20 protein-coding genes are annotated in these 23111 nt (G+C 64.5%); 9 read left to right on the top strand and 11 right to left on the bottom strand.

Annotated features, from left to right (window positions below; all coding sequences use genetic code 11):
- Positions 1–144 precede the first annotated feature (144 nt).
- On the bottom strand, positions 145–1116 hold the full coding sequence (gene cbiB, locus NKH23_RS23145; protein ID WP_352978433.1) for an adenosylcobinamide-phosphate synthase CbiB: 972 nt from the start codon (positions 1114–1116) through the stop codon (positions 145–147).
- Between cbiB and cobD the strand changes: the two genes are divergently transcribed.
- Positions 1115–2173, top strand: a complete 1059-nt coding sequence (gene cobD, locus NKH23_RS23140) for a threonine-phosphate decarboxylase CobD (protein WP_353025989.1) — start codon at positions 1115–1117, stop codon at positions 2171–2173. The genes cbiB and cobD overlap by 2 nt on opposite strands.
- Entirely contained in the window at positions 2170–2679 is a 510-nt protein-coding gene (locus NKH23_RS23135) for a tyrosine phosphatase family protein (RefSeq protein ID WP_352719740.1), read from the top strand. Before cobD ends, NKH23_RS23135 begins: the two co-directional genes overlap by 4 nt.
- On the opposite strand, the gene NKH23_RS23130 is transcribed toward NKH23_RS23135, so the two are convergent.
- Positions 2680–3483 carry a creatininase family protein gene (locus NKH23_RS23130; protein WP_353025988.1) on the bottom strand — a complete coding sequence of 268 codons (804 nt, stop codon included), beginning with the start codon at positions 3481–3483 and terminating at the stop codon, positions 2680–2682. It abuts the gene before it with no gap.
- 110 nt (positions 3484–3593) lie between these two features.
- Complete coding sequence (locus NKH23_RS23125) at positions 3594–3977, bottom strand: RidA family protein (RefSeq protein WP_292662997.1); 384 nt, start codon at positions 3975–3977, stop codon at positions 3594–3596.
- A gap of 277 nt (positions 3978–4254) precedes the next feature.
- On the opposite strand from NKH23_RS23125, the gene NKH23_RS23120 reads away from it, so the two are divergent.
- From NKH23_RS23120 to NKH23_RS23095, 6 genes are all read left to right on the top strand, one after another.
- A complete protein-coding gene (locus tag NKH23_RS23120) occupies positions 4255–5259 on the top strand; it encodes an ABC transporter substrate-binding protein (protein ID WP_352978431.1) in 1005 nt (334 codons plus the stop codon).
- 3 nt (positions 5260–5262) lie between these two features.
- A complete protein-coding gene (locus NKH23_RS23115; protein WP_352978430.1) occupies positions 5263–6105 on the top strand; it encodes an ABC transporter ATP-binding protein in 843 nt (280 codons plus the stop codon).
- Positions 6092–6943, top strand: coding sequence for an ABC transporter permease (locus NKH23_RS23110; protein WP_352978429.1), 852 nt, complete (start codon positions 6092–6094; stop codon positions 6941–6943). Before NKH23_RS23115 ends, NKH23_RS23110 begins: the two co-directional genes overlap by 14 nt.
- A 178-nt stretch (positions 6944–7121) precedes the next feature.
- On the top strand, positions 7122–8420 hold the full coding sequence (locus NKH23_RS23105) for a cytosine deaminase (RefSeq protein WP_352978428.1): 1299 nt from the start codon (positions 7122–7124) through the stop codon (positions 8418–8420).
- Complete coding sequence (locus tag NKH23_RS23100) at positions 8420–9817, top strand: FAD-binding oxidoreductase (RefSeq protein WP_353025992.1); 1398 nt, start codon at positions 8420–8422, stop codon at positions 9815–9817. Before NKH23_RS23105 ends, NKH23_RS23100 begins: the two co-directional genes overlap by 1 nt.
- A gap of 207 nt (positions 9818–10024) precedes the next feature.
- The gene (locus NKH23_RS23095) at positions 10025–10606 is read left to right on the top strand and encodes an NAD(P)H-dependent oxidoreductase (RefSeq protein ID WP_353035383.1); all 582 of its coding nucleotides are present in this window, start codon (positions 10025–10027) and stop codon (positions 10604–10606) included.
- Positions 10607–10612: 6 nt separating this feature from the next.
- On the opposite strand, the gene NKH23_RS23090 is transcribed toward NKH23_RS23095, so the two are convergent.
- The 5 genes from NKH23_RS23090 to NKH23_RS23070 are packed head-to-tail and all read right to left on the bottom strand — an operon-like array spanning position 10613 to position 18200.
- Positions 10613–13072, bottom strand: a complete 2460-nt coding sequence (locus NKH23_RS23090; protein ID WP_353035381.1) for a GcvT family protein — start codon at positions 13070–13072, stop codon at positions 10613–10615.
- On the bottom strand, positions 13069–14250 hold the full coding sequence (locus tag NKH23_RS23085; RefSeq protein ID WP_353025985.1) for a pyridoxal phosphate-dependent aminotransferase: 1182 nt from the start codon (positions 14248–14250) through the stop codon (positions 13069–13071). Before NKH23_RS23085 ends, NKH23_RS23090 begins: the two co-directional genes overlap by 4 nt.
- On the bottom strand, positions 14250–15149 hold the full coding sequence (locus NKH23_RS23080) for a homocysteine S-methyltransferase family protein (protein ID WP_353025984.1): 900 nt from the start codon (positions 15147–15149) through the stop codon (positions 14250–14252). The genes NKH23_RS23085 and NKH23_RS23080 overlap by 1 nt, the downstream gene beginning before the upstream one ends.
- A complete protein-coding gene (locus NKH23_RS23075; protein WP_353035379.1) occupies positions 15146–17599 on the bottom strand; it encodes a GcvT family protein in 2454 nt (817 codons plus the stop codon). The genes NKH23_RS23080 and NKH23_RS23075 overlap by 4 nt, the downstream gene beginning before the upstream one ends.
- Before the next feature lie 13 nt (positions 17600–17612).
- Positions 17613–18200 (bottom strand): helix-turn-helix domain-containing protein, encoded by a 588-nt coding sequence (locus NKH23_RS23070; protein ID WP_353025982.1) that lies wholly within the window; start codon positions 18198–18200, stop codon positions 17613–17615.
- A 308-nt stretch (positions 18201–18508) separates the two neighbouring features.
- Between NKH23_RS23070 and NKH23_RS23065 the strand changes: the two genes are divergently transcribed.
- Positions 18509–19207 carry a nitroreductase gene (locus NKH23_RS23065; protein WP_352978414.1) on the top strand — a complete coding sequence of 233 codons (699 nt, stop codon included), beginning with the start codon at positions 18509–18511 and terminating at the stop codon, positions 19205–19207.
- A 20-nt stretch (positions 19208–19227) separates the two neighbouring features.
- On the opposite strand, the gene NKH23_RS23060 is transcribed toward NKH23_RS23065, so the two are convergent.
- The 3 genes from NKH23_RS23060 to NKH23_RS23050 are packed head-to-tail and all read right to left on the bottom strand — an operon-like array spanning position 19228 to position 23097.
- Complete coding sequence (locus NKH23_RS23060) at positions 19228–19815, bottom strand: sarcosine oxidase subunit gamma (protein WP_352913215.1); 588 nt, start codon at positions 19813–19815, stop codon at positions 19228–19230.
- A complete protein-coding gene (locus NKH23_RS23055) occupies positions 19808–22804 on the bottom strand; it encodes a sarcosine oxidase subunit alpha (RefSeq protein ID WP_352978413.1) in 2997 nt (998 codons plus the stop codon). The genes NKH23_RS23060 and NKH23_RS23055 overlap by 8 nt, the downstream gene beginning before the upstream one ends.
- Positions 22801–23097: a sarcosine oxidase subunit delta gene (locus NKH23_RS23050; RefSeq protein WP_352978411.1), complete on the bottom strand. Its 297-nt coding sequence runs from the start codon at positions 23095–23097 to the stop codon at positions 22801–22803. The genes NKH23_RS23055 and NKH23_RS23050 overlap by 4 nt, the downstream gene beginning before the upstream one ends.
- Positions 23098–23111 lie beyond the last annotated feature (14 nt).

The raw sequence follows: 23111 nt of genomic DNA, 5'->3' as shown, positions 1-23111 counted from the left end.
TAAAGCCGCGTTCCAACGCTGAAGGAGCAACTTTGTTCTTGCTTTGTGCCGGCAGCTATGCTACTAATTTGGTTATGGTGCTAATTGGCTCCAACGACCCGCCGCATGGCGGGTTTTCTGTTTGCGCTCGATCTCGAGCGCAGGTCACGCCAGTATGACAACCACTGCGACCACCCCGAACAGCGCAATCAGCAGCAAGTCGGCGACGCGGTAGAGTTTCAGCGCCCGCCGGATGTCGGTGCTCTCGACGTCGTCGCGCCGGCCGCCTTCGCCCATCAATGCGTCTTCGACCATGACGCCATCGTAGGAACGGGGGCCGGCGAGCGCCAGGCCGAGCGCGCCGGCCATCGCTGCTTCCGACCAGCCGGCATTGGGCGAGCGGTGCTTTTTCGCATCGCGCCGCACGGCGTGCCAGGCGGCTTTGGCGTCGGCGCCCTTGACCAGGAAAGCGGCGAGTACGATCAGAAGCGCCGATAGCCGCGACGCCGGCAGGTTGATCCAGTCGTCGAAGCGCGCCGACGCCCAGCCGAAGGCTTCGTGGCGCGGGGTGCGGTGGCCGATCATCGAATCGGCGGTGTTGGCGGCCTTGTAGGCGACGCCGCCGGCGAGCCCGCCAATGCCGATCCAGAAGGCCGGTGCGACGACACCGTCGGAGAAATTCTCGGCCAGGCTTTCGATCGCGGCGCGGCAGACAGCGGCCCTGTCGAGCTTTTCCGGGTCGCGGCCGACGATCCGCGAGACGGCAATGCGGCCCATGTCCAGTCCGCCGCTGTCGAGGGCGTCGGCCACCGCTTCGACATGCTCGGCCAGGCTCTTCTGCGACAGCAGCGACGTCGCCAGGATTGCGGTGACCAACAAGCCGAGGGGAATGCTCCAAAGCAAGGTTTCGAGCCAGAGGGCGAGGGCGGCCGGCACCAGCACGATCACCAGCAGCGCGAGGACGCCCCAGCGGCGACGGTGGGCGTCGGAATCAGTGGCGCGGTTGAGCCTGCGGTCGAGAAAGGATATCAGCCTGCCGAACCAGGTGACGGGATGGCCAATGGCATCGAAGAGCCGGGCCGGGTAGCCGAGTACAAGTTCGATGGCCAGCGACAGGAAAGTGATCAGGATCGACATGAAGTCTCTTGATGGAGTGACGGCGGCAGTGGACCACGGCGGAAGCCTTGGCCGGGCGAGGGCGCTTTTCCCTCACGCGCCGCTGCCTTTCGTCGACCTCTCGACCGGGATCAATCCGCACTCCTACCCGCTTTTCGATTTGCCCGCCACCGCCCTGTCGCGATTGCCGGAAGCAGCGCGTGCCCGTGACTTGGCCGAAGTCGCGGCAAGCGCCTATGGCGCGCCGTCGGCGGCGAACGTCGCGGCTGCGCCCGGCACGCAGATCCTGTTGCCGCCCGTCGCTTCGCTGGTCAGCCCGGGCACGGCGCTGGTGCTCGGGCCGACTTATGCCGAGCATCGGCGGGCAGCAGCGATCGCCGGCCATGCGGCGGCCGAAGTCGATGATTTCGAAGCCTTGGCGGCGGCCGACCTTGCCGTCGTCGTCAATCCCAACAATCCGGACGGGCGCGTCGTCGAGCGCGAAAGATTGCTTCGACTTGCCGCAAATTTGCGTGCCAGAGGCGGGCTGCTGGTGGTCGACGAGGCCTTCATGGATGTCGGCCCGCGCAGCGAAAGCCTGGCCGGCGACGTCGACCAGGGCGGCATCGTCGTGCTGCGCTCGTTCGGCAAGTTCTTCGGCCTGGCCGGCCTGCGGCTTGGCTTTGCACTGGCCGACGCGCTGACGGTCGAGCGGCTGGAGGCGCAATTCGGGCCATGGGCTGTTGCCGGGCCGGCGCTCGAATATGGCATAAGGGCGCTTGCCGATACCGGCTGGCAGGCCGGGATGCGGCGCTGTCTGGCCGAGGATGCCGCACGGCTCGATACGCTGTTCGGCCGCTTCGGCGTGCCTGTCGCCGGTGGCACCTCGCTGTTCCGCTATATCAGGCTGGCGGACGCCGCCGGCCTGTTTTCGGTGCTCGGCCAGCGCGGCATCCTGCTTCGGCATTTCGCCGACCGTCCGGATGTGCTGCGCGCCGGCCTGCCGGGAGCCGACGAAGAATGGCGGCGGCTCGAATCCGCGCTTGCCGGCTGGGCCTCGCGGCGCGACGATGATGCCAAGGGAGAAACGACCCAATGATCCATGTCTGCTCGCTGTCCAAAGTCGAGGAAACGGTAACGAAGACCGGGGCCGGGCGGCTGCTTTCGCTGCTTGCCGCCGGCACGGAGGTGATGCGGCCGGCCTCGATCACCAGGGAAAACCATCTGCATCTGGTCATGCATGACATTGCGGTAGCGCAGGAGGGCATGACCATGCCGGGCGAGGAGCATGTCTTGACCCTGCTCGATTTCGCGCGCCAATGGGACCGCTCGCGGCCGCTGGTGGTGCATTGCTATGCCGGCATCAGCCGCTCGACTGCCTCGGCCTACATCATCGCGGCAGCGCTGGCGCCGAAGCGCGACGAGGCCGAGTTGGCCGAGACGCTGCGCGCGCTGTCGCCCACGGCGACGCCCAATCCGCGGCTGATCGCCATTGCCGACGCACTGCTCGAGCGCGACGGCCGCATGAGCCGCGCCATCGAGGCGATCGGGCGCGGCGCCGAAGCGTTTGAGGGCACGCCTTTTGCGCTGAAGATCGACGCTTGATTACGTCAGCCAATCCGCCAGCTTTGCCTTGCGCACGTCCCTCAGCAGGCCGATGAAGCCGTCGGCCTGATGTTCGGCGGTGAGCCGGCCTTTTTCGGCGGTGGCAATGCTGGCGTCGCCGACCACACCATTCGGGTTGAGATCGCTGGCGATCCAGGCGAAGGCGTGCGTTCCGGTGTGGCGCAGCAGCGAAAATTCCTTTTCGGCGCGGGCGACCTTGGACACGAAATTGTCGGCCTTGGCCATATCGACGAGGTCGGGCCGGAAATGCAGCATCAGCGAGGTCTCGACGTCGCCGCCATGGATGCCGTGGCGGTCTTCGAGGTCGGTGTACATGCCGGCCGGCCGGCCAAAACGCTGCCAGCTGGTCTTTACCGCCAGCATCTTTGCCCGCACGCGCAATTCGCGGGTGATAATGCCCATGATCTCCTCATTGCCGCCATGCGAGTTGACGACGACCAGTTTTCGGATGCCGGCGCGCGCGACCGACAGGCCGAGTTCGGTCCATGCTTCGACCAAGGTCGTCGCCGGCAAAGTGAGGGTGCCGGGCGCATGCAAATGCTCGTTCGACTTGCCTATCGCCTGCACCGGCAGGATGCGGATGTCGAGATCGCCGGGCAGGCGGGCGATCACCGTGTCGAGCATGCCGTTCATGATCGAGGTGTCGGTCGAAACCGGCAGATGGGGCCCGTGCTGTTCGATCGCTGCCAGCGGCAGAACGGCAATGGTCGCCTCCGGATCGATGGTCGCGTATTCGGTGGTCCGGTAGTCACCCCACCATACGCGTTTTTTTGTCCCGGCCATTTTGAACCTCAAAGAGAGACTGAATGCGCGCTTGATGAGGGGCGGCGCCAACCTTTGTCGTGTAACTTGAGATCATCGGCCTGTCGATTCCAGCCGCTGGCCAGCGCTGCTCATCCCGCCGCGATGACCTCGATCTCGACCTTGAATTCCGGCCGTGCAAAGCCGGACACGATCATCAGCGTCGAGGCCGGCGCCGGGCTGGCGAACAGCCGGTCGCGAACCTCCATATAGGGCCGCAGGAACGCGCGGTCGGTGACATAGGCATTGATGCGGACGATGTCGGACAGGCCGAGCCCGGCCTCGCCGAGAATCGCCGCTATGTTCTGGAAACAGAGCTCGGCCTGTGCGCCGGGCTCCTCGGGGATCTGGTCGTCCGCTGTGATGGCGACCTGGCCCGAACACAGCACCAGCCGTTTGCCGGGCGGCAGCTCGACGCCGTGGCTGTAGCGGGCGAAGGGCGGCTTGATCGACTTCGGCGTGAGAAATTTGAACATGGCAATCTCCGGTTCTCGTCAGCGTAAAGCTGGATGTAGGCGGGCATCAAGATGGCGCTGCATGTCACGAGGGCGATTGTGGACAGGCGATCAAAAAATAGGCACGATGCCTTTCGTACAGCATGACCCGTCCGGCCTTCGCGCCGCCATTGCACAGGCGGGCATTGCACAAGCGGGCGGTCCCGACGCAACGCGCCGGTGGCATGTGTCTTGCTTCTTGAAACAATGGTGTCTAGCCCGGCGCGTGATGCGCCGGAGCGAACAAAGGGTGGTGTGGATGTACGGAAGACTCAAGATTTCGGCGGGCGTGATCGTGCTGCTTGGCGCAGGTACGCTTGCCGCGGCAGCGAACGAAAAAGTCACCTTCGGCACCAACTGGCTGGCCGAGCCGGAGCATGGCGGCTACTACCAGGCCGTGGTGGATGGTACCTATGCCGCCTGCGGCATCGACGTGACGATCATGCAGGGCGGCCCACAGGTCAGCGGCCGGCCGCTACTGCTCGCAGGTAAAATCGATTTCTACATGGGCGGCAATCTGCTGTCGGCCTTCGATGCCGTGCAGCAGGGCATACCGATGCTCGTCGTGGCCGCGGACTTCCAGAAGGACCCGCAGGTCATCATGTCCCATCCCGGGCAGGGGCTGGACAAATGGGAAGACCTGAAGAACGCCGACCAGTACATCCTCGGCGACGAAGGTGCCCAGACCTTCTTCCAGTGGATGGTCACCGACCTGGGTTTCGATGCCGCAAAACGCGTGCCGTACACTTTCAACCCGGCGCCGTTCATCGCCAACAAGAAGTCGATCCAGCAGGGTTACGTCACCTCGGAGCCATTCGCCGTCCAGAAGCAGGGCGGTTTCACGCCGAACCAGTTTCTGCTGGCCGACTATGGCTGGGACACATATGCAACGACGGTCGAGACCATGCAGGAGACGATCGACAAGCGGCCCGAGGTGGTCCAGTGCTTCGTCGATGGCTCGGCCAAGGGCTGGTACAATTATCTCTACGGCGATAACAAGGCCGCCAACGAGATGATCAAGAAGGAAAATCCGGACATGACGGATGAGCAGATCGCCTTCTCGATCGAGCAGCTGAAGAAATTCGGCGTGGTCGATTCCGGCGACAGCGAAAAGCTCGGCATCGGCGCCATGACCGACGCACGCATCCAGAGTTTCTACGACAAGATGGTCAAGGCCAAGGTCGCGCCGGCGGGCGTCGACATCAAGAAGGCCTACACGCTTTCCTTCGTCAACAAGAGCGTCGGGCTCGACCTGAAGAAGTAGGCCGTGAAGCTGGAGAAAGTGGCGCAACAGCCAGGAAGTGTACCGGGGCCGACGCTGTTGGCGCTGCGTGGCGTCGGCAAGGTGTTTTCCAACGGCGTCACCGCGCTCAGCAATGTCGAGCTGACGATCCGGGAAGGCGATTTCCTCAGCCTGCTCGGACCGTCGGGCTGCGGCAAATCGACGGCGCTGCGGCTGATTGCCGGCCTGTCGACGCCGACCTCGGGCGTGCTCGACTGGCGCGGCAGCGGCGCCCGCGATCGTTCGAATATCGGCGACCGTTCGAATATCGGCTTCGTCTTCCAGGAGCCGACGCTGCTGCCCTGGGCCGACGTCTTCGACAATGTCTGGCTGCCGCTGCGGCTGAGGGGCGTATCGCGGGCCAAGGCGGCGCCGGCGGTGATGGAGATGCTGGCGCGGGTTCACCTGACCGGCTTCGAGAATGCCGTGCCGCGCGAATTGTCGGGCGGCATGAAGATGCGCGTCTCGATTGCCCGGGCCATGGTGACCAAGCCGCGCATTCTGTTGATGGACGAGCCGTTCGCGGCACTCGACGAGATCACCCGCTTCAAGCTCAACAACGACCTTCTGGAGCTATGGCAGGATGAGCGCTTTACCGTCGTTTTCGTCACCCACAGCGTCTTCGAAAGCGTTTTCCTCTCCAACCGCGTCGTCGTCATGGCGGCGCGGCCGGGCCGGGTATTCGCCGAGCTTGCCGTCGATGCATCCTATCCGCGCGACGAGGCGTTTCGCACCTCGCCCGACTATGCCGCGCTCTGCCGCCAGGCATCCGACGTGCTGATCGGCGCCATCAACTCAACTGCCGGACCGCATCATGACGGCCATTGAAGAACAAGTGCTGGCGCTCGACCCGGAGGAGGCGCGTCGCGTCCGCCAGGAGCGCTTCGAGCGCATCGGCAGATGGCTGCTGCCGCTGGCGATCATGATCCTGGCGATCTGGCTGTGGGACCGCGTCTGCGTTTGGAACGACATCCCGAAATACATCCTGCCGCGTCCCGGCGTGGTGCTGCAGACGCTGCATGACGATGCCGGGCTGCTGTTCTCCTCGCTGCTGGTGACGCTCAGGATCACCTTCTTGAGCCTGCTTCTCGCCGTGGTCGGCGGCGTCGGGCTGGCGGTGCTGTTCGCGCAGTCGAAATGGGTGGAGATGTCGTTCTTTCCCTTCGCCATCGTGCTGCAGGTGACGCCGATCGTCGCGATCTTTCCGCTGATCAACATCTATGTCGACAACCAGACGACGAAGCTTTTGCTTTGCGCCTGGATCGTCGCCTTCTTCCCGATCCTCTCCAACACCACGCTCGGCCTCAATTCCGTCGACCGCAATCTGCGCGATTTGTTCAAGCTCAACGGCGCCACCCGCTGGCAGCAATTGCGCTATCTGCGGCTGCCGGCGGCGATGCCTTATTTCCTCGGCGGGCTGAAGATCGCCGGCGGCCTGTCTCTGATCGGCGCGGTGGTGGCCGAGTTCGTCGCCGGCGCCACCGGCCAGTCGTCCGGCCTCGCCTCGCGCATCATCGAGGCCGGCTACCGGCTCAACGCGCCAAGGCTGTTCGCGGCGCTGATCCTGATTTCGCTCACCGGCATCCTGATCTTCCTGGTGCTGTCGCTGATTTCGCATCTCATTTTGCGGCGCTGGCACGAGAGCGCGCTGAGGCAGGAGCGGTGATGGTGGGCAGCGCCAGCACCCCCCTCTGTCCTGCCGGACATCTCCCCCTCAAGGGGGGAGATTGGATGCCATCCAGGATTTCGCCAATCGCCAACCTTGCAAGACGAGCGCCATCGGCGAAGCTGCCAATCTCCCCCCTTGAGGGGGAGATGTCCGGCAGGACAGAGGGGGGTACGCCTTGATACCGGCTTCTGGTTCCTACCATCTCGCCAAGGTTCGGCTTCATGCCTCACTGACGCCGGGCTTTTCTGGAGCCTTCGATACCGACGGGTTTGGGCTCGCCGATATCGCCATCGCCGATGGCAAGATCTCCGGGATTACGGCGCATCGATCCAATGCACCGGCCGATGCCCCCGACCTCGGCGGCCGCATCGTCTTGCCCTGCTTCGTCGACTGCCACACCCATATCGACAAGGGCCATATCTGGCCTCGAAAGCCCAACCCGGACGGCACTTTCATGGCCGCGCTGAATGCAACCGGCGCTGACCGCGCGGCGCGCTGGAGCGCCGACGATGTTGCCCGCCGCATGGATTTTTCGCTGCGCTCGGCTTATGCGTATGGCACCAAGGCGCTGCGCACGCATCTCGACAGTGTTGCGCCGCAGGAAGAGATCTCCTGGCCGGTATTCGAGACGATGCGGGAAAAATGGCGCGGCCGCATCGAGCTGCAAGCGGCCTGCCTGCTCGGCATCGAGGGCGTGCGCGACAGGAAATGGTTCGAGAGGCTGGCCAAACGGGTGGCTGCCGCCAAGGGTGTGCTTGGCGTCGTCACCTATATGGTGCCGGATCTCGAAGAATTGCTCGACCAGGTGTTCGCGCAGGCGATCAAGCACGGCCTCGACCTCGATTTCCATGCCGACGAGACCGACGATGTCGCGGCGATCTCGCTGAAGAAGATTGCCGAAGCAGCCCTTTGGAACGGTTTTGACGGGAACATCCTGGTCGGCCATTGCTGCTCTCTGGCGCGCCAGCCCGACCTTGACGTGCTCGACACGCTGGACAAGGTCGCCAAAGCCGGCCTGGCGGTGGTGTCGCTGCCGATGTGCAATCTCTATCTGCAGGACCGCCGCGACGACAACACCACGCCGCGCTGGCGCGGGGTGACGCTGCTGCACGAGATGAAGGCGCGCGGCATTGCCGTCGCCGTCGCCTCCGACAATACCCGCGACCCGTTCTACGCCTATGGCGATCTCGATATGCTGGAGGTCTATCGCATGGCGACGCGCATCCTGCATCTCGACCATCCCGTTGCCGATTGGCCGCAAGCTGTCACCGCGACGCCGGCCAAGGTGATGCGGCTCGATGGTTTCGGCACGCTTGCCGCCGGAGGGGCGGCCGATTTCGTCGTCTTCAAGGGAAGAAGCTGGACGGAATTGCTGTCGCGGCCAGAATCGGATCGCATCGTCGTGCGCGACGGGCATGCGATCGAGCGCCAGCTGCCCGATTATGCCGAACTCGATGATCTGATGGTGGAATGATGGATATTGCGGCGCTCAAGCGCGACCTGGACGGCCTCAAGGTCGACGACCATCCGGCGATCGTCCAGCAGAAGAGTCGCGACTTCTATTGGTACAGCCCGGTGCTGAAGCAGCAGCTCGAGCACGTCACCGGTGACCTGATCGTGACGCCGAAAACCGAAGACGAGGTCGTCCGCATTCTCGCCGCCTGCCATCGGCATGGCGTGCCGGTGACGCCGCGCGGCAGTGGCACCGGCAATTACGGGCAGGCGATGCCCCTATCCGGCGGCGTGGTGCTCAATCTCGCCGAGATGAACGCGGTCAAGATGATCGCGCCGGGCCGTGTCGTCACCGGCCCCGGCGCCGTGCTCGCCGACATCGACAGAGCGACGCGGGCGCATTCCGGCCAGGAACTCCGCATGTCGCCGTCGACCTACAACACCGCATCGATCGGCGGGTTCGTCGCCGGCGGCTCCGGCGGTATCGGCTCGATCCGCTGGGGCGGACTGCGCGACCTCGGCAACGTCATCCGGCTGAGGACAGTGACGATGGAGGCACAGCCACGTGTCATGGAGCTCACCGGCGAAGACGTGCTGAAGGTCATGCACGCCTACGGCACCAACGGCATCATCACCGAAGTCGAGATGCCGCTGACCGCCAGCTATGACTGGATCGACGTCATCGTCGGCTTCGACGATTTCATGGATGCGGCCGGCTTCGGCAACGACCTCGCCATCCAGGACGGCATACTGGCGAAGCTGATCACGCCGATCGCAGCACCCATCCCATACGATTACTTCAAGCGCCACCAGCGGTTTTTCCGGCGCGGCCAAAGCATCGTCGTCCTGATGATTGCGCCGCATGCGATGGATGCCTTCCTCGCCTTCACGACGCGCAGCAAGGGCGAGATCGTCTTCCGCTCCGACAAGGAGGCCGATCTCAAGGGGCTGCCGCCGGCCTATGAGCTGACCTGGAACCACACCACGTTGCGCGCCATCCGGGTCGATCCGACGATCACCTACCTGCAGACCCGCTATCCGTCGCCGGACCACCTCGGTCACGTCAAGGCGATGGTCGAACGCTTCGGCGACGAGGTGCCGGCGCATCTCGAATTCATCCGCTTCGACGGAGCCATCGGTATCGCCGGGTTGCCGCTGGTGCGCTTCACCACGGCCGAGCGGCTGGACGAGATCATCCGCATCCACGAAGACAATGGCTGCTGGATCTTCAACCCGCACCGCTACACGCTGGAAGAAGGCGGCATGAAGCGGACGGATGAGGTGCAACTGGCCTTCAAGCGCGAGACCGACCCGCAAGGGCTGCTCAATCCCGGCAAGATGATCGCCTGGGAAAACCCGGACTATGATTATCGCTCCGGCAAGTCGTTTCTGTTTAAGGGGCTGGAGAAGGCGGGTTGAGACGATGACGGGCGTGTGGTGCTGTACCCCCCTCTGGCCTGCCGGCCATCTCCCCCTCAAGGGGGGAGATTGGCAGTTTCTACGCTCCGATCACCTTGCCGCGTTGGGGGTTGGCAAAAGCGACGGTGACAGCCAATCTCCCCCCTTGAGGGGGAGATGCCCGGCAGGGCAGAGGGGGGTGCCTCGCGCCGACCTGCGAGGACTTGGTTGAACGTCCTCGTCCTCTACGCTCATCCGGTCGAGACCAGCTTCAATGCCGGCCTGCACCGGACCATCGTCGAGCGGTTGACGTTGGCCGGCCATGCGGTCGACGATTGCGATCTCTATGCCGAGGGTTTCGATCCCAGGCTGACGCGGGCCGAACGGCTCTCCTATCATGACCGGCGCGGCGCCGGCGATCCTACGGCGGCTTACATTGAGCGCTTGCTGCGGGCCGACGCTCTGGTGCTGTCGTTTCCGGTGTGGAACTTCGGCTATCCGGCCATTCTGAAAGGCTTTTTCGATCGCGCCTTCCTGCCCGGCGTGTCGTTCAAGCTGGTCGACGGCAAGGTGCAGCCGTCACTACACAACATCCGCAAGGTGGTCGCGGTCACCACCTATGGCGGCAGCCGGTTCCGAGCCATGCTGATCGGTGACCCGCCGCGCAAGCTGGTCAATCGGGTGCTGCGTGCGACCATCAAGCCCGGCGGGTCGGTTTCCTACCTCGCGCAATACTCGATGAACCTGTCGACCGACGAAAAGCGGACGAGGTTCGTGGCGAAGGTCGCGGCCAGGATGGACGCGTTCTGAGGTGCGCTACATCCGCACCCGTTCCGCCTTCGGATCGTACATCGGCTTAAGCGACGCTTCCGCCGCAAAGCGCTCGCCGGCGATCTCGATCTCGTAGGACGACGACAGCACATCCGCCTCGTTCTCGCCCTTGCAAGGCACGTAGCCAAGCCCGACAGCGCTGCCGAGATGATGGCCGTAATTGCCCGAGGTGATCGGGCCGACGATCTTGCCGTCGCGCAGGATCGCCTCGTTGTGGAACAGCAGCGGCTCCGGGTCGTTCAGGCGGAACTGCACCAGCCGGCGTGACAGGCCGGTTTCTTTCTTCTTCAGCACCGCATCGCGGCCGAGGAAGTCTCCCTTGGCCGTCTTCACGGCGAAGCCGAGGCCGGCCTCCAGCACATTGTCCTCGTCGGTGATGTCGTGGCCGAAATGCCTGAACGCCTTTTCGATGCGGCAGGAATCCAGCGTGTGCAGGCCGCATAGTTTTAGCCCGACATCGGTGCCTGCCTCCGCGATCGCCTCGAAGACATGGGCGGCCTGGTCGGTCGAGACATAAAGCTCCCAGCCGAGTTCGCCGACATAGGTGACGCGGTGGGCGCGGGCCAGGCCCATGCCGATCTCGATCTCCTGAAACGTTCCGAACGGGTTGTTGTCATTGGAGAAATCATTCGGGCTGACCTTTTGGATCAGCTTCCTCGAATCCGGGCCCATCAGGCAGAGCACCGCTTCGGCAGCGGTTACATCGGTAATGACGACGAACTCCTCGGCAAGATGTTTTCGCAGCCACGCCAGGTCGCGTTGCAGCGTCGCGCCGGGCACGACGAGGAAGAAGGCGGTTTCGGACAGCCGCGAGACGGTGAGATCGCTCTCGATGCCGCCGCGCTGGTTGAGCATCTGGGTGTAGACGATCTTGCCGGGCGCCACGTCCATGTCGTTGGCGCAGAGTCTTTGCAGGAAAGCGCAGGCGTCGCGACCCTCGACGCGGATCTTGCCGAACGAGGTCATGTCGAACAGGCCGACGCCGCTCCTGACCGCCAGATGCTCCTCGCGCTGGTTGTCGAACCAGTTCTGCCGTTTCCAGGAATAGCGGTATTCGCGCTCCTGGCCGGGCCTAGCGAACCAGTTGGCGCGCTCCCAGCCGGCGACCTCGCCAAAGACGGCGCCGCGCGCCTTCAGATGTTCGTGCAGCGGCGAGCGCCTCACGTTCCGCGAGGTTGCCATCTGCCGGTAGGGGAAATGATCGGCATAGAGCAGGCCAAGCGTTTCGGAGACGCGCTCCTTCAGATAGCGGCGGTTCTTCTGGAACGGCTGGGCGCGGCGGATGTCGACCTCCCAGAGGTCGAAAGGCGCTTCGCCGTCATTGATCCATTGCGCCAGCGCCATGCCGGCGCCGCCGGAGGAGACGATGCCGATCGAATTGTAGCCGGTAGCCATCCAGTAGCCGGAAAGCTCCGGCGCCTCGCCGAGATAATAGCGGTCGTCGGGGGTAAAACTCTCGGGGCCGTTGAAGAAGGTGTGAATGCCGGCGGTTGCCAGCATCGGCATGCGGTTGACGCCCATTTCCAGGATCGGCTCGAAATGGTCCATATCCTGCGGCAACTGGTCGAAGCAGAACTCCTCGCTTATGCCGTTCATGCCCCACGGCTTGGCCACCGGCTCGAAAGCGCCGAGCATCATCTTGCCGGCATCTTCCTTGTAGTAGGCGCACTCGTCTGGCACGCGCAGCACCGGCAGGCGGGAAAGCCCGGGGATCGGTTCCGTCACGAGATAAAAGTGCTCGCAGGCGTGCAGCGGAATGGTGACGCCGTTCTGGGCGCCAAGTTCGCGTGCCCACATGCCGGCGCAGTTGACGACGATATCGGTATCGATCAGGCCTTGCTCGTCGCCTTGCGCCCAGGAAACCCCGGTGACGCGCCCATTTTTGGTGGGGACCTTGGTGACCTTCACATTCTCGACGATCGTCGCACCGCGCTGGCGCGCGCCCTTGGCCAAGGCCATGGCGATGTTGGCCGGATCGCACTGGCCGTCGAGCGGCAGATGCACGGCGCCGACAACATCGGAAACATTAAGATGCTGGTACATCTCCTTGACTTCGTTTGGCGAAATCTCGCGCACGTCGACATCGAAGGCGCGGGCGAGAGACGCCTGCCGATAGATCTCGTGCTTGCGCTCCTCGGTCAGCGCCACGGTGATCGAGCCGACCTGGCGCATGCCGGTGCCGACATCGGTCTCGGCCTCCAGCTTGACGTAGAGGTCGGCCGAGTACTTCGCCAGCCGCGTCATGTTCTGCGAGCCGCGCAACTGGCCGATCAGGCCGGCGGCGTGCCATGTCGTGCCCGACGTCAGCTGCTTGCGCTCGAGCAGCACGATATCGGTCCAGCCGAGCTTGGCCAGATGATAGGCGACCGAGCAACCGGAGACGCCGCCACCGATGATGACCGCCCTTGCTTTGGTAGGGATGGCTTTCGGGGGCAGGGCGTTCATGCCGCCTCGCGGCGATAGAAGGAGGCGAAGCGGCGCAGGCGCGTGGCAGCTTCCATCAGTACGGCCTCAGGCTGGCAGAGGCTGACGCGGATATGGCCGGCAGCGGCCTCGCCAAAGCTCGAGCCGGGCATGACGCCGACCTTTTCCTGGTCGAGGAAAGCCCAGGCGAATTTCTCATCGTCCGGCTCGATGGCCGATATGTCGAGCATGACGTACATGCCGCCCTCGGAGCCGCGCACCGTGATGTTGTTCATGCCACGCATGGCATCGAGGACGACGGTGCGCCTCGCGGCGTAGCGCTCGGCGATCTCCTTAACGCCGTAGCCATTTTCGAGCGCCTCCGCGCAGGCGAGACTGATGAAGGCCGGCAGGCCGTAGGTCATTACCAGATTGAGGTCGGTCAACAGCAAGACCATCGGTTCCGGCCCGGTCAGCCAGCCCATGCGCCAGCCGGTCATGCCGTGGCTCTTCGACATCGAATTGATGACCAGCGTGCGTTCCGCCATGCCGGGCAGCGAGCGTGGTGAGACGTGCTCGCCGCCGCCCAGCGTCCAGTAGACCTCGTCCGACAGCAGCCAGAGGTCATGCTCGCGGCAGATCTGCGCCAGCTCTTCCAGGCGCTCGCGCGAATAGACGGCACCCGTGGGATTGTTCGGCGTGTTGATCAGGATGGCGCGAGTGTTCGGCCGAAGGGCGGCGCGAATGTCGGCGGCGCGCGGCTGAAAGCCATCCTCGGCGGGGGTCTCGACGACGCTGAACTCGGCGCCCGCCGCACTGAAGGTATTGGGATAGGTGGCGTAATAGGGCGCGACGACGATGGCATGGTCGCCCTGGTCGAGAACCGCTTGAATGGCCGCGTAGAGCGCTGCCTGCCCACCCGGCGTGGCGATGACCTGGTCGGGGCCGGTCGCAACGCCGGTGCACAGCGTCGAGGCCGCGGCCATCGCCTTGCGCAGGCGCGGAACGCCGGCAAGCGGCGTGTAGTGATGATTGCTGGCACGAACCGCCGTCACGCAGGCTTCGATCGTCTCGCTCGGCGTATCGAAATCGTGGTCGCCGACCGAGAGCATGATGATGTCCTCGCCGGCCTGCTTGCGCGCCCAGGCAGCGGAATGAACCTCCCAGCCATCCTTGCCGGAAGGCACGATGCCGGAAATGCGCGATGATGGTCTGGGCATTATGCTACTCCCGAAATTTCATAACCCACCTGTTCGAGCCGGTCGCGCAGGGCGGCAATGTGGGCGGGTCCGACTTCGCAGCAGCCGCCGACGATGCCGGCGCCGGCCTCGACCCAGCCGATCGCCTGGCCGGCGTAGGCGTCCGGATCGAGGTCGTGGCGGGCGTGCAGCACTTCCACGGTACCGCCATGCTTGAGCGCCTCAATCGAGGTGAAGCCATTGGCATAAGCGCCGACCGGACCGCCGAGAGCGATCAGTTCGGGCAGCGCTGCAGCGATCGCTTCGGGCCGGCAGCAATTGATCAGCCGGGCCGCGACGGGCAGGCCATCAAGAGCGCCCGACGCCGCCGCAATGGCTTCGCCGCTGCGCAGGCGCGGCGTGCCGTGGTCGGCAAGCGTCCACGACACCCATACGGGCTTGCCGCTTTCCGACGCCGCGGTGACCGCGGCGCGCGCCTCTTCGGCCGACGCCATGGTTTCGCACAGAAACAGATCGACGCCGTCCGCCTGCTCGGCAACGATACGGCGATAGATGTCGAGCGTATCCTGGAAGGATATCGTCAGTGCCGGCGCATAGCTGCCGAACAGCGGCGACAGGCAGCCGGCAATCGCCGCGTCGCCGGCCTGGTCGCGTGCTTGCCTTGCCAGTTCTATGCCACGCTTCTGCAGCGGCTTGAACAGCTCTTCCGCGCCCTCGCGCGCCAGCCGCTCGGGCGTGGCTGAATAGGTGTTGATGGTGATGACGCGGGCGCCGGCGCGGATGAATTCCGCATGCAGGTCGCGCACCAGATCCGGTTCGTCGATCAGCACCCTGGCTGACCACAGCGGCGTCGGCTCGGAACTGCTGCGGCGGACCAGCTCCTGGCCCATGCCGCCATCGGTGAGGATCACTTTCTTCATGCTCTGAGCCTCACGTTCTTTGAATCCCATAACGGCTCATCCTTCTGCACGACCGCCCGAAAACGTTCGCCGAAGATCTCGACCTCGACCGCGGTTCCCGGCTCGGTAAGGTCAGCGCGCAGCATGCCGAGCGCGATCGACTTGTCGATGCGATGACCCCAGCCGCCGGACGTTGTCTCGCCGACGATCCGGCCTTCATGCCACAGCGTCGACATATAGGGTGCGTCGCAGTCGCCGGGATTTTCGACGACCAGCGTGACGAAGCGTTTCTTTACGCCCTGCTGCTTTTCGTTCTGCAGCGCCGCCTTGCCGCGGAAGTCGGGCTTGTCCCATCTGACGAAGCGCTCCAGCCCGCCCTGCAGGATCGAATAGTCGGTCGACAGGTCGCCCTTCCAGGTGCGGTAACCTTTTTCGAGCCGGAGCGAATCCAGCGCGTACATGCCGAACGGTTTTAGGCCATGCCTCTGCCCGGCCGCCCAGACGGCGTCGAAGATGGCTGCGGTATCGTCGACCTTGCTGTGGATTTCCCAGCCGAGCTCGCCGACGAAGGACACGCGCACCAGCTTTGCCCAACGTCCGGCGATACTGGTTTCCTGATGCGTCAGCCAGGGCAGGGTGAGGTCGGCCGCGCAGAGTTCGGCGAGGATGTTTCGCGAGTTGGGGCCGGCGAGGATCTGGGTGGAGTATTCCTCCGTCCTGTCGACCAGCTTGAATGTGGCGTCCTTCGGGATGCGCGACTTCAGCCATTCGAAATCATGCCACTGAGCCACAGCGGCGGTGATCAGCGTCATCAGGTTCTCGTCGTGGCGGACCACCGACATTTCGGTGACGATGCGGCCCTTGTCGTCGGCAAAATAGACGAGGCCGATGCGGCCGGGTTTCGGCACCAGGCCTGTCACCTGGAGGCTCAGCCATTCGGCGCCACCCGGACCGTCGAGATTGAAACGGGAAAACCCCGGCAGGTCCAAAATGCCGGCGGCATCGCGGACGGCGAGGCATTCCTCGCGCACGCGATGCTGCCACGGCCCGTCGCGGCGGAAGGTCAGCGTGGATTCTTCGGAGATGTCGTCGCCTGCCTTCGCATACCAGGTGGCGCGTTCCCAGCCATTATAAGCGTCGAACCGGGCGCCGAGTGCCTTGATGCGGTCGTGGAGCGGCGACAGCTTGCGGTCGCGCCCGGCCGGCCAGGCATGGCGCGGGAACTGGATGGCATATTCGTTGCCGTAGATCTCCATGCCCTTGGCGACGCAATAATCCGGGGCCGAGGCAAAGGCGGTGAAACGGCGTGGATCGCACGACCACATGTCCCATTCGGTCTGGCCTTGCGTCACCCATTCGGCCAGCACCTTGCCGGCGCCGCCGCCCTGGGCGATGCCGAAGGTAAAGACGCAGGCCTCGAAGGCGTTCGGCACGCCGGGCATCGGCCCGATCAGCGGGTTGCCGTCGGGCGCATAGGGGATCGGCCCGTTGATGACCTTGGACAGGCCGGCGGTGCCGAGGATCGGCACGCGGGCGACAGCATCGGCCAGGTAGTGTTCCAGCCGGTCGAGATCGTCGGGAAACAGCTGGAACGAAAAGTCGTCGGGCATCGGATCGTTGTGGCCGACCCAGTGGGCGCGGCAATTGCGCTCATAGGGGCCGAGGTTCATGCCATTCTTTTCCTGGCGCAGATAATAGGACGTATCGACGTCGCGCAGCAGCGGCAGCTTCTTGCCTTGTTCCTTCGACCACGCCGCCAGTTCGGGGATTTCCTCGAACAGGATATATTGATGGCTCATCACCATCATCGGCACCTCGCGGCCGAACATCCTGCCGACTTCGGCGGCGCGGTAGCCCGCGGCATTGACGACGATCTCGCAACGGATCTCGCCTTGCGCCGTCTCGACCACCCACTCGTCGTTCTCGCGGTGCACGCCGGTGACCGGGCAGAAGCGGATGATCTTCGCGCCCATGTCGCGGGCACCTTTAGCCAGCGCCTGGGTCAATTGCGCCGGGTCGATATCGCCGTCATTCGGATCGTAGAGCGCGCCTTTCAGCTCATGCGTCTCGATGAAGGGATAACGGCGTTTGATCTCGTCCGGGCCGACCACGTCGATGTCCATGCCCTGGTAGCGGCCCATGCCCTTGGCGCGCTGGAATTCCTGCATACGCTCGGTCGTATGGGCGAGCCTGAGCGAGCCGGTGACGTGGTAGTTCATGGGATAGCCGACCTCGTCGGCCAGCCGGCGATAGAGCTCGGTCGAATAGCGCTGCATGTTCATCAGCGACCATGACGAGGAGAAAGTCGGCACGTTGCCGGCGGCATGCCAGGTCGAGCCGGAAGTCAGCTCGTTCTTCTCCAGAAGCACGCAGTCGGTCCAGCCCGCTTTGGCGAGATGATAGAGCGAGGAGGCGCCGACGGCACCGCCTCCGATGATCACCACGCGCGCCGTGGTCGGCAAACCGGCCATGTTCTTCTCCAGATCAATAGACGGGCGGCGAAACCACCCAGATCACCACAGCCGGTTCCGCTCCAGGATTGCGCCAGCGGAACGGCTTGCCGTCAAAGCGGAAGGAGTCGCCTTCTCCAAGCCGGTGCCAGACGCCGGCAATTTCGATGTCGAAGCTGCCGGACGCGACGTAACCGGCTTCCTCGGTCGGCCGGCGCGCCTCGCTCTTCAGCTCGGCACCGGGGGCGAAGACCGAACGCAGCATCTCGAAGCTACCGCCGAGATCGGGCGACAGAAGCTCCTCCACCAGGCCGGAATCGCTTGTGCCAAGCGTGCGCCGGTTGCCGGCGCGCACGACCACGCCGCGTTCGGTCTCGACAGGCACGTCATGGCTGAAGAACAGGCTGACCGGCACGCCGAACAATTCGGCGAAGGCCCTGAGATCGCCGAGCGACGGGATCGACAGGCTGCGCTCGACCTGGCTGACCCAGCCGACGGAACGGCCGAGCTTCAGCCCGATTTCGGCAAGCGTCAGGCCGCGCGCCTTGCGCAACGCGCGAATGTCGCTGGCCAGCAGTCGTTCGCCGTTATCTTGTTCCGGTCTTGCGGCGATCGAGGGCAAAGCCACTCCCTTTGATGAATCACTTGGTGAAAAATGAAGAATCTCGATGAAAAATTCTTGGCAAATTTCATGTGACCGCAGGTCTGTGAAAAAATCAAGATGATTTTCATGAACCCACAAGATTTACTTGCGCCATTTTGACGGTTCAGGCAAAGGCTCGGCGCACGAGCGGAGAGTGGGGCGTCCGGTCGAGGCGGATAGGGCGTCGAGCGTTCATAGAAACTCGCAAGGATGCTCCATCACTTCTAGTCGGCGCATGATCCTTTCCGGATAGCCGGGTTCCAGGATTATGCGCAAAGGGACAGCCCATGCTGGAAAACAACTCCCGGATTGCGGCGGCGATCGTCGATGACGCGATCACCTCGCGCCGGTCCGTACGCGCCTTCTTGCCCGACATGGTCGACGACGACACCATCCGCGGTATTCTCGCCGTTGCCGCGCGCGCGCCCTCAGGCACCAACATGCAGCCCTGGAAGGTCTATGTGACCAAAGGCGAGGTCAAGCAGCGCATCACCGACGCCATCCTCAGTTCGGGCATCCGCGCCGAAAAGGCCGAGTGGGACGAGTACCGCTACTATCCCGACCAGTTCTTCGAACCCTATCTGACGCGACGGCGGGCCAACGGCTTCGGCCTCTACGGCGTGCTCGGCATCGGCCGGCGCGAGGTCGACAGGATGCGTGCGCAGCATGACCGCAATTTCGTCTTCTTCGATGCGCCGGTCGGCATGATCTTCACCGTCGACCGGCGGCTGAACAAGGGGTCGTGGATCGACTACGGCATGTTCCTGCAAAACATCATGGTCGCGGCGCGGGGCAGGGGCCTGCACACCTGCCCGCAGGCCGCCTTCGCGCCCTATCACCGGCAGATCAGGCCGGTGCTCAACATCCCCGACGAGGAGATCGTCGTCTGCGGCATGGCGCTCGGCCATGAGGATACGTCCAAGCCCGAAAATGCCTTCCGCACCGACCGCGCGCCGCTGGAAGAGTGGGTGACGTTCGCCGAGTAAGGTGACGACGCGCCGTCTAGCTACTGCACTTCGTAGCCGACTTCCTCGCTGGCGTGGCAGAGCGCCTTCCAGAACGAGCGGGCAAACGAGCGGAACACATAGATGTCGAACTGATCGGCGCCGGTGCGCTGGATCTGCGCGAAGACGTCGTGATGCATGGTCGAGCGGCCGGCGCCGATCGGGAACGCCGGCAGCGCGAAGTCGATGGCGAAGAATTTTGCCAGCACCCACTCGGCCTTCGGCCCGGCGATACGGATCGCGGTGCGGCCGTGCGAAAGGTCGGTCACCGTACCGATGGCCGAAGTGACGACACTGGCAAAGGCCGACGCCAATCCCTCGGCTTCATCGACCACAGTGAACTTTCCCGGCGCAAAGCCAAACACCGACCTGACGCCGTCCGTGACACCGCCGCCGGCACCGTCGGGCAAAGCCAGGCCGGTGACCGCATGGATGCCGGCCATCAACTTCTTCTCCTCGCCGGGCCAGGCGGCGAGCTGCAGGATCGAACCCTGCCTGGTTTCGGAGAGGATGATTTCGACACCGTGCTCGAAATTGCCATGCGAGCCTGGATGCAGCACCGGCTCAAGCGGTGATTGGCGTTCAACCATGCATGCGGCTCCCGTCCGGATCGAAGAAATGGTTGGAGACGATCTCGACCGGCCCGAACCGGTTGCGCAACGGGTCGGAAACATAGGCACGCGAGCCGCGCCGCGCCTTGCCGCCCTTGACCAGGGCAAGCGCGATATATTTGCCGAGCGCCGGCGAATAGCAGCAGGCGGTGATGTGGCCGAGCGAGCCGTGCGGATTGGCTTCGTCAAGCTCCTCGACGATGTGTGCGCCGCCGTTGAGCGGCTGGTTGTCGAGCGAAACAATACCGACGAGTTCCAGGCGGTCGGGTGCGATCAGCCCCTCGCGGTCCATCATCGCCGAACCGATGAACGGCTTCTTCTTCGACAGCATCCAGTCGAGATGCAGGTCGCGTGCCGTGGTGCGGCCGTCGATCTCGGCGCCGGTGACGTGGCCTTTCTCGATGCGCATGGTGCCCAGCGCCTCCAGGCCGTAGGTCACCAGCCCGAACGGCCTGCCGGCTTCGATCAGCGCCTCCCAAACATGGGTGCCGTAACCGGCGCCGGAATAGACCTCGAAGGCCATTTCGCCGGAGAAGGACAGCCGGCAGATCATCACCGGCACGCCAGCGATTTCGCCGTGGACGATGCCCATGAAGGGCAGGGCGGCGTTGTCGACGGCGGTGCCGCTGACGCACGCGGCCAATATCTGCCTCGCTTTCGGCCCGCCGATGGCGGCACCGGCCCATTGGTCGGTCACCGAGGTGACGTGGACCTTGAGCTCCGGCCAGATCACGTCGAGGAAATACTCCAGATGCTGCATCACCTTGCCGGCATTGGCGGTGGTGGTGGTCATCAGGAAATCCTGCTCGCCGAGCCGCCACGTGGTGCCGTCGTCGAAGGCGAGACCGTCCTCGCGCAGCATCAGCCCGTAGCGCGCCTTGCCGACGGCCAGCGTCGAAAACATGTTTGTGTATACGCGGTCGAGGAATTCCGCCGCGTCCGGGCCTTGCACCGCGATCTTGCCAAGTGTCGAGACGTCGACGATGCCGGCGCTCTCGCGCGTGGCTCTCGCTTCGCGCACATAGGCCTGCTCGATCGTCTCGCCGGGATGGCCGTAGATCATCGGCCGGTACCAGAGGCCGGCCGAATACATGGTGGCGCCGTTGGCGACGTGCCAGTCATGCATCGGCGTTAGCCGCTCGGGCTTCAGATCGCCGAAGCGTTCGGCGGCAAGCGAGCCGATCGACACCGCCGAAAAGGGCGGGCGAAAGCGCGTCGTGCCGACCTGCGGGATCGGCTTGCCCAGCGCCTCGGCCATGATGGCGAGGCCGGGTATGTTGGAGTTCTTGCCCTGGTCCGTCGCCATGCCGAGCGTAGTGTAGCGCTTCAGATGCTCGACCGAGACGAAGCCTTCGCGATGCGCCAGCCGCACGTCATCCGCCGTCACGTCATGCTGGAAATCGACGAAGCTCTTTCCTTCGGCCTTGATCTCGAACACCGGCGCCGGATCGGGATCGCCAGGTCTTGCCTCGATGGCAGGCAAGGCCGCCGGCGTGGCGGTTGCGCCCGCAGCGGAAAGGCCGGCGGCGCGGCCTTCGGTGATCGCCTCGGCGGTGGAGAAACTGCCGGTGAAGGCGCCGGCGCCGATCCATTGCCGTGTTGCGGGCTTGGGCGGCAGGAAAGCTTGCAATGCTTCGTTCCATTCCGCTCTGGCGCCGGCCTGGCTGGCCAGATGGATGGTCGGCGACCAGCCGCCCGACATCAGCAGGCAGTCGGCGTGGATGCTGCGCGCATCGCCGGAAAGCGCGCCGTTGACCATGTCGAAGCGCTGCACCTTGAAGCCGGAAAGCGCCTTGCCGCCCTCGGTGGCGATCACCGCGTGGCCAGAAAGGATCTCGGCCTCCGCTTCGCCGGCCAGCTTGCGCATTTCGCTCGAAAGCTCAGGGCGCACGTCGACGATGGCGACGACCACGGCGCCGGCCTTCTTCAGCGCAAGGGCGGAGCGATAGGCGCTGTCATTGTTGGTGAACACCCCGATCCTGTCGCCGGGCAGCACGCCATATTCATTGGCATAACGCTCGGCAGCATGCGCCAGCATTACGCCTGGCCGATCGTTGCCCGGAAAGACCAGCGGACGCTCCAGGGAGCCGGTGGCCAGCACCACCGATTTGGCGCGGATCGTCCAGTAGCGATGGCGCGGCTCGCCTTTGCCGGGCTTTTCCTTGTGGTCGGTGACGCGTTCGATCGCGGCAAGTGTGTTGCCGTCATAATAGCCCCAGACGGTGGTGCGCGGCAGCAGGCGGACGTTGTCACGGCCTTCGAGCTGGCCGGCGGCGCGCGCTGCCCAGTCGGCGGCCGGCATGCCATCGATCGTCTCGCCCGACCAATTGGCCGAGCCGCCGAAATGCGGCTCGAGCTCGGCCAGGATGACGCGTGCACCCTGATCGGCGGCCGCCCTGGCGGCCATCAGTCCGGCCGGGCCGGAGCCGACCACCAGCACATCGCAAAACGCGTTCATGCGTTCGTAGCGCGCCGTATCGGGAGCCGTGCCTGCCTTGCCCAGGCCGGCGGCACGGCGGATGAAATGCTCACAGAACATCCAGAAGCGCGTGCCCTTCAGCGGACCTATCACCGGTCCCATGAAGGTCTTGTAGTAGAAGCCGGCCGACAAAAGCTTGCCGCCGAGCTGGTTCACGGCACTGACGTCCCAGGCAAGCGAGGGGAAGCGGTTCTGGCTGATTCCTGCCAGCCCGTCATAGATCTCGACCATGGTGGCGGGAATGTTCGGCTCGCGAACCTCGCCCCTCAACACCGTCACCAGCGCGTTTGGCTCCTCGACGCCGGCAGTCAGCACGCCGCGCGGGCGGTGATATTTGAACGAACGCCCAAACAGGGAGACGCCGTTGGCCAGCAGCGCCGAAGCCAGCGTGTCGCCAGCATGGCCGGTATAGGGGGCGCCGTCGAAGGTGAAACGGATGGTCCGCAGCCGGTCGATGAGGCCGCCGGCCTCGCTACGGCGCGGGCTCATGGCTTGTCCTCGGCCCGGTGCCGCGCAACCGAGTTGTGGTCGCCGCGCGCGAACGCGGTGCTGGAGATCTCGTGCGTCAGCGTGTTGCGTACGACCCTGAGATGGGCGCGGCAGCCGCCGGAATGCTGCCAGATCTCATTGTGGTCGCCGGCCGGGTTAAGCCGATCGTAGACATAGGCGTTCCAGGCGTCGAGGTTCTGCGAGGCGGGCTGTGGGCGCAGGCGGTTGCCGTCGCCCTGATAGGTGAACTCGATGACGTCGCGCGGACCGCAATAGGGGCAGGTAATGAGCATGGATTTCTTAAACT

Source organism: Mesorhizobium sp. M1328 (genome assembly GCF_040318075.1).
GTDB lineage: Bacteria > Pseudomonadota > Alphaproteobacteria > Rhizobiales > Rhizobiaceae > Mesorhizobium.
The sequence above is the reverse complement of the archived record's forward strand: the minus strand, read 5'-3'. Positions and strand labels throughout refer to the sequence as shown.

What these genes read in the sequence shown, in the direction of transcription:
- cobD (WP_353025989.1), top strand. Translation starts at nt 1,115, where the DNA reads ATGAAGTCTCTTGATGGAGTGACGGCGGCAGTGGACCACGGCGGAAGC.
- cbiB (WP_352978433.1), bottom strand. Translation starts at nt 1,116, where the DNA reads ATGTCGATCCTGATCACTTTCCTGTCGCTGGCCATCGAACTTGTACTC.
- NKH23_RS23135 (WP_352719740.1), top strand. Translation starts at nt 2,170, where the DNA reads ATGATCCATGTCTGCTCGCTGTCCAAAGTCGAGGAAACGGTAACGAAG.
- NKH23_RS23130 (WP_353025988.1), bottom strand. Translation starts at nt 3,483, where the DNA reads ATGGCCGGGACAAAAAAACGCGTATGGTGGGGTGACTACCGGACCACC.
- NKH23_RS23125 (WP_292662997.1), bottom strand. Translation starts at nt 3,977, where the DNA reads ATGTTCAAATTTCTCACGCCGAAGTCGATCAAGCCGCCCTTCGCCCGC.
- NKH23_RS23120 (WP_352978431.1), top strand. Translation starts at nt 4,255, where the DNA reads ATGTACGGAAGACTCAAGATTTCGGCGGGCGTGATCGTGCTGCTTGGC.
- NKH23_RS23110 (WP_352978429.1), top strand. Translation starts at nt 6,092, where the DNA reads ATGACGGCCATTGAAGAACAAGTGCTGGCGCTCGACCCGGAGGAGGCG.
- NKH23_RS23100 (WP_353025992.1), top strand. Translation starts at nt 8,420, where the DNA reads ATGGATATTGCGGCGCTCAAGCGCGACCTGGACGGCCTCAAGGTCGAC.
- NKH23_RS23090 (WP_353035381.1), bottom strand. Translation starts at nt 13,072, where the DNA reads ATGAACGCCCTGCCCCCGAAAGCCATCCCTACCAAAGCAAGGGCGGTC.
- NKH23_RS23085 (WP_353025985.1), bottom strand. Translation starts at nt 14,250, where the DNA reads ATGCCCAGACCATCATCGCGCATTTCCGGCATCGTGCCTTCCGGCAAG.
- NKH23_RS23080 (WP_353025984.1), bottom strand. Translation starts at nt 15,149, where the DNA reads ATGAAGAAAGTGATCCTCACCGATGGCGGCATGGGCCAGGAGCTGGTC.
- NKH23_RS23075 (WP_353035379.1), bottom strand. Translation starts at nt 17,599, where the DNA reads ATGGCCGGTTTGCCGACCACGGCGCGCGTGGTGATCATCGGAGGCGGT.
- NKH23_RS23065 (WP_352978414.1), top strand. Translation starts at nt 18,509, where the DNA reads ATGCTGGAAAACAACTCCCGGATTGCGGCGGCGATCGTCGATGACGCG.
- NKH23_RS23060 (WP_352913215.1), bottom strand. Translation starts at nt 19,815, where the DNA reads ATGGTTGAACGCCAATCACCGCTTGAGCCGGTGCTGCATCCAGGCTCG.
- NKH23_RS23055 (WP_352978413.1), bottom strand. Translation starts at nt 22,804, where the DNA reads ATGAGCCCGCGCCGTAGCGAGGCCGGCGGCCTCATCGACCGGCTGCGG.
- NKH23_RS23050 (WP_352978411.1), bottom strand. Translation starts at nt 23,097, where the DNA reads ATGCTCATTACCTGCCCCTATTGCGGTCCGCGCGACGTCATCGAGTTC.